Here is a 5,270-nt window from a genome sequence, read left to right as displayed (position 1 = left end):
TCTACGGCCGCTTCGGTTACGGGGTCGCGAGCCGCGGTCGCACCCTCCGGGTCGCGGCGGGTGCCCCGATGTGGGCACAGGCCCCGAGCGGCGGGCGGGTGCGGATGATCGAGCTCACCGAGGCCGAGACGCTCCTCCCTGCGCTCTACGACCGGGTCCAGCGCGGTCGAGGACGGATCGGGACGATGACCCGCACCCCCGGCTGGTGGGGCCTGTCCCTGCGTCGGCCCGCCGCGGACGCCGCCCGGGGCATCGCCGTGCACACCGGCCCGGACGGCGACGACGGCTTCGTCACCTGGACCGTCGCCCATCGCGGTCCGGGGTTCGCGGCCAACGAGGTCGAGATCGGCGACCTGCAGGCCGCGTCGCCCGCCGCCGCGGCCGGGCTCTGGCGGTTCGTGCTCGGCCTCGACCTGACCGAGTACGTCACGGCGCGCCTCCAGCCCCTCGACGACCCTCTGGAGCTCCTCCTGGTGGACTGCCGGGACTGCACGACGACGGCCGTGGCGGACGAGACCTGGTTGCGGCTGGTCGACGTCCCCGGTGCGCTCGCGGCCCGTTCCTGGGGCGACGCACCGCCGGTCCGCATCCGGGTGCGGGATCGGCTGCTCCCGGAGAACGACGGCATCCACGTCGCGGGCGACAAGGGTGCGGTCGATCCGACGGGCGCCGCCGAGCTGGAGTGCGACGTGGCCGCGCTGGCCATGGCCTACCTCGGCGACCGTCGCCCCTCCGAGCTGGTGCGCAGCGGCTGGTGGACCGTCCACGACCAGGCGGCGGTGGCACGCGCGGACGCGCTGTTCGCGACCGGCGAGGCCCCCTGGTGCGGCACGTTCTTCTGACCGCGGCACCGCGGCTCCGCGGCTGATCGCGGCACCGCGGACGACGAGGCCGGATCAGCCGGGCTCGACCGACCGGGCCGGACCGCGGCGGGTCTCAGCCTGCGAGGGCCTTGACCAGCCGTTCGACCGAGCTCGCGAGACCCCAGCGCTCGGCCAGGGCGTCCAGGGCGGCCGCGTCGGCCGGCGCGCTCGGCAGGACGTCCGGACGCGACATCTCGACCGTGGCGTCCTGCACGACGCGGACCACGGGCTCGACCACCGAGAGGTAGTCGGTGGCCTTCGCCAGCTTCTGGCGGGCGGAGGCGGCGAGCCTGCCGTCCGACGGGTCGGCCACCGCGGCGAGGAGCTCGGCCCACGACCCGAAGCGCCCGACCAGCGTGGCCGCGGTCTTCGCCCCGACCCCGGGCACACCGGGGAGCCCGTCCGAGGGGTCACCCCGGAGCATGGCCATCTCGGCGTACGACTCGCCCGCGCGCTCCCGGGGGACCCCGTACTTCTCGGCGACCTCGGCGGGCCCGAGCAGCTCGGCCTTCGCCAGGCCCCGCCCGACGTAGAGCAGCCGGACGGGGGTGGGCTCCTCCCGGACGATCTGCATCAGGTCGCGGTCCCCGGAGACCCCCACGACCGGGTCGACGGCCTCCCGGTGGGCCAGGGTGCCGATCACGTCGTCCGCCTCGCAGCCCTCGGCACCACCCGTCGCGATACCGGCTGCGGCCAGCACCTCGAGGATGATCGGGACCTGCGGGGCGAGCGTGTCCGGCACCTCCTCGGGCACTCCCGCAGGCGCGGTGGCCGGACCGTCCCCCTCGGCGCCCGCGATCCGGTGCGCCTTGTACGAGGGGAGGGCCGCGACGCGGAACGCGGGCCGCCAGTCCAGGTCCAGGCAGGCGACCAGCCGGGCGGGGCGGTGCTCGGTGACGAGCCGGGAGATCATGTCGGTGAAGCCCCGGACCGCGTTCACGGGTGTGCCGTCCGGCGCGGTGATCGACTCCGGCACGCCGTAGTAGGCGCGGAAGTACATGCTCGCCGCGTCGAGGAGCATCAGCGAGCCCGCCGGAGCCTGCGGGGCCTTCTCGGGTGCCGTCACGGGGAGCCAGCATGCCAGGCGGGGCCGATGCGCAGGGTGACCGGCCTAAGCTCGGGCCATGACCCACGCCGTCCCCACCGAGCTGCTCGCCGACCGGCTGCGCCGGGCCGGTGAGGTGGCCGCCGAGCAGGGCGAGGACGTCCTGCTGATCACGCCGGGCACCGATCTCCGGTATCTCATCGACCACTCCGGCGAGTCCCACGAGCGGCTGACCTGTCTGGTCCTGCCCGCGGCGGGCCACCGGGCGCCGCCCGCGCTGGTGGTCCCGCGGCTGGAGGCGCCGGGGTTCGCCGGCGTCCCGCTCGAGGAGCTCGGGATCGAGGTGCTCACCTGGACCGACGGTGAGGACCCGTACCTGCTGGTCAGCGACCTCGCCGGCGGGCCGACCCGGATGGCCGTGGCCGACGGGATGCCCGCGCACCACGTCTTCGGCCTGCGCGACGCCTTCCCCGAGGTCCGACAGTCCCTCGCGGGCCCCGTCGTGCGCGAGCTGCGGATGCGCAAGGACGCGGCCGAGGTCGCGGAGCTGCGGACCGCGGGCGCGGCGATCGACCGCGTGCATGCCCGGATGGCGGAGATCCTCAAGCCGGGCCGGACCGAGGCCCAGGTCGGCGCCGACATCGGTGCGGCCATCGTGGCGGAGGGCCACACCGAGGCGGCGTTCGTGATCGTGGGCTCGGGCCCGAACGGCGCCAGCCCGCACCACGACGTGTCCGACCGGGTCATCGAGCCCGGGGACGTCGTCGTGATCGACATCGGCGGCCCGCTCGCGAGCGGCTACAACTCGGACTGCACCCGCACCTATGCGGTCGGCGGCGAGCCTCCGAAGTCGGTGCGCGAGGTCTACGCCGTGCTGCAGGAGGCCCAGGAGCGCTCGGTGCAGGCGGTCCGCCCTGGCGTGACGGCGCAGAGCGTGGACGAGGCGGCCCGCGGCCCGATCACGGAGGCGGGCTTCGGGCCGCAGTTCGTGCACCGCACCGGGCACGGCATCGGGCTCGACGTGCACGAGGAGCCCTACATCGTGGGCGGCAGCACACTCACCCTCAAGCCCGGCATGGCGTTCTCGGTGGAGCCCGGCATCTACCTGGACGGCGAGTGGGGCGCCCGGATCGAGGACATCGTGGTGGTGACCGAGACCGGGGTCGAGCGGCTCAACAACGGCCCCCGGGACCTGGTCGTCCTCTGAGTCCCGACCCGCGTCCCGACCCGCGTCCCGGACCGGTGCGCGGACCTGCTCGCGCGCGGGCCGCGCGGGCCCGCCGGTCACACCGTCACCTCCGGGTGTGCCCGGCCGTCCCGCGCGGGCACACAGGCGGCGCGGGGCACCCCGGAGGGGACGAACTCGGACAGGCATCCGGCGATCGCCGCGTGGGCCGCGGCGGTGGGGTGGAAGGACTCCTGGAACAGCCGCATCCCGGCGGCGCCCAGCGTGCCCTGCACGAGTGCACGGGGATCCACGGTCACCCGACGCTGCCATTCCTCCCCGACGTCGCGTGTGCAGGCCTCCCGGCCCTCCGCGAGCCGTGTGAGGTCGAGGAAGCGTGCCCCCGTGCGTTCCGCGACCCGTTCGATCGCCTCGGAGAGCCGGGGGAAGGCCTCGGTGCGTGACCAGGCCGCATCCGGTCGGGAGAACGGACAGCCCTGGACCGCGTGCCAGATCGGCATCGCCTCGCTTCCCGGCGCCGAGTAGGACAGCAGGACCAGGGCGTAGTCGCCGTCCCGGTAGCCGGCCCCGGTCATCGCACCGCGGACCGCCTGCACCGCTCCCTCGACCCGCGGGGTCACCGCCGCGAGCCGGTCGGCCCATCGCGGCCCGAGCGAGTAGCGGCAGCCCGGTTCGCGGAGGTCCAGGTACGCCCGGATGCAGGCGACCGCGGTGCCGGCGAGGTCCGGCTCGTCGTTCGCGCCGATCTGGAGGGTCACCGCGACGACCCGGTTGCGCCGCGCGAGCTCACCCAGCCGTGTCGCCTGGGAGCCCTCGGTGTGGTGCACGGCGGTCCCGAACGCCACGTGCGCGGTTCCGGCACCGGAGCACGCGAGGTTCACGCCCCGGTCGGCGAGCGTCGTGTGGTGGACGTACGCGGCGGGGGACCGGTGGCACCAGTTCCCGCCCTCACCGCGGGTGCCCGGCTCGTAGCCGCCCGCGCCCTCGCCGGAGGCGGCGCTGTCGCCGAGGGCGACGACGACCGGTGGGCGGCCGTCGTCGGGCACTCCGGCGAAGGCGCGATCGACCGGCCCGAACGCGCCCGCCGCGGAGGCGGTGACCAGGACGAGGGAGATCCGCACGGTGTGGGTCACCAGGGTCCGGACCGGGGAAGCGATGGCCTGTGTCCGGCCGAGCGGAGCGCCGTGCGGCACGGGTCTTCGAAGGACCGGGCCCGGTCCAGGGAGGACGGAGCGGACTCGCCGAAGCAGGCGGACGAGGGCGCGGCGCAGGGGGGAGCGGAGTAGGGGTGAGGGGGGAGCGAGGCGGGAGCGAACGTTTCTGGGCACGCATCGGACGGTAGGAACCACCACCCCCACCCGGACAGGTCTCGACCGCCGACCTGGGGACGACACGACCCACGACCCCGAACGGCGGTGGCCGCAATGGTCCGAACGGTCGGCACGCATCGCGCGACCGCCCCGACCTGGGGACAACCCGTCGAGCAGCCCCGATCTCGTCGGCCCGGTGTGGTAGTGGCCCCGTCAGGGGGAACCCCGACCCCTCTCCGGACGTTCTCCTGATGTCCCGCCACGCCGCGGACGGCACAGTGGGACATGGCGGCGAGACCCGTCGCCTCCCGAAGAAGGAGCACTGAACCTCGAGATGGCCTCGACCCTGACCCGCCCCCGCAACGGCACCGTGATCGCCGGTGTCTGCGCAGGCCTCGCCCAGCGCTTCGGCTTGTCCCCCTTCGTGGTGCGGCTGCTGTTCCTGATCTCGTGCCTGCTGCCCGGCCCGCAGTTCGTGATCTACATCGTGCTGTGGATCATCATGCCGAAGGCCCAGTACTGACCCGATCGGTGTGATGCGGGAGGGGCGGCTGTCCGCCCCTCCCGCACCTGTGCCATGCTGTCGCCCGTGATGGACCGGATCAGCCACCGACCCCTCGTGGGTCGCAGCTGTCCGGGGTGTTGTCGCTTCTCGCGCTGACCACCCCGTCCGTCCGCCGCGCAGCCTGATGAGCCGCGGCACCGCACAGTCTGCGAGCTCATGTCCGTCACCGCATCCCCCCTCGCCGCTCCCGTCCGCACCGAGCCGGACCTGCGCGGACACACCGTCGTCGCGCTGCACCCGCACCCGGACGACGAGGCGATCTTCACCGGCATCACGCTGCGCAGGCTCGCCGACGCCGGCG

General features: G+C 74.6%; 5 protein-coding genes. 3 read left to right on the top strand and 2 right to left on the bottom strand.

Features of this window, described 5'->3' with window-relative positions:
• On the top strand, positions 1–842 hold an 842-nt coding region (locus H5J29_RS19755), incomplete at its 5' end, for a sterol carrier protein domain-containing protein (protein WP_220187662.1).
• A gap of 94 nt (positions 843–936) precedes the next feature.
• On the opposite strand, the gene H5J29_RS19750 is transcribed toward H5J29_RS19755, so the two are convergent.
• Entirely contained in the window at positions 937–1,884 is a 948-nt protein-coding gene (locus H5J29_RS19750; protein ID WP_181782531.1) for a 5'-3' exonuclease, read from the bottom strand.
• A 103-nt stretch (positions 1,885–1,987) separates the two neighbouring features.
• Between H5J29_RS19750 and H5J29_RS19745 the strand changes: the two genes are divergently transcribed.
• Positions 1,988–3,115 carry a M24 family metallopeptidase gene (locus H5J29_RS19745; protein WP_181782528.1) on the top strand — a complete coding sequence of 376 codons (1,128 nt, stop codon included), beginning with the start codon at positions 1,988–1,990 and terminating at the stop codon, positions 3,113–3,115.
• Positions 3,116–3,192: 77 nt separating this feature from the next.
• Here the strand turns inward: H5J29_RS19745 and H5J29_RS19740 are convergent, their stop codons facing one another.
• A complete protein-coding gene (locus tag H5J29_RS19740) occupies positions 3,193–4,227 on the bottom strand; it encodes a GDSL-type esterase/lipase family protein (protein WP_312858315.1) in 1,035 nt (344 codons plus the stop codon).
• A gap of 511 nt (positions 4,228–4,738) precedes the next feature.
• Here H5J29_RS19740 and H5J29_RS19735 point away from each other — a divergent pair.
• Entirely contained in the window at positions 4,739–4,927 is a 189-nt protein-coding gene (locus H5J29_RS19735) for a PspC domain-containing protein (protein WP_181782527.1), read from the top strand.
• Positions 4,928–5,270 lie beyond the last annotated feature (343 nt).

The organism is Pseudonocardia pini (assembly GCF_013870575.1).
Lineage (GTDB): Bacteria > Actinomycetota > Actinomycetes > Mycobacteriales > Pseudonocardiaceae > Pseudonocardia > Pseudonocardia pini.
Note: the sequence above shows the minus strand (reverse complement) of the source record. Positions and strands in the feature narration are given on the sequence as shown.

Bases quoted from the DNA above. Each gene is read 5' to 3' on its own strand.
- H5J29_RS19750 (WP_181782531.1), bottom strand. From the start codon at position 1,884: ATGCTCCTCGACGCGGCGAGCATGTACTTCCGCGCCTACTACGGCGTG.
- H5J29_RS19745 (WP_181782528.1), top strand. From the start codon at position 1,988: ATGACCCACGCCGTCCCCACCGAGCTGCTCGCCGACCGGCTGCGCCGG.
- H5J29_RS19735 (WP_181782527.1), top strand. From the start codon at position 4,739: ATGGCCTCGACCCTGACCCGCCCCCGCAACGGCACCGTGATCGCCGGT.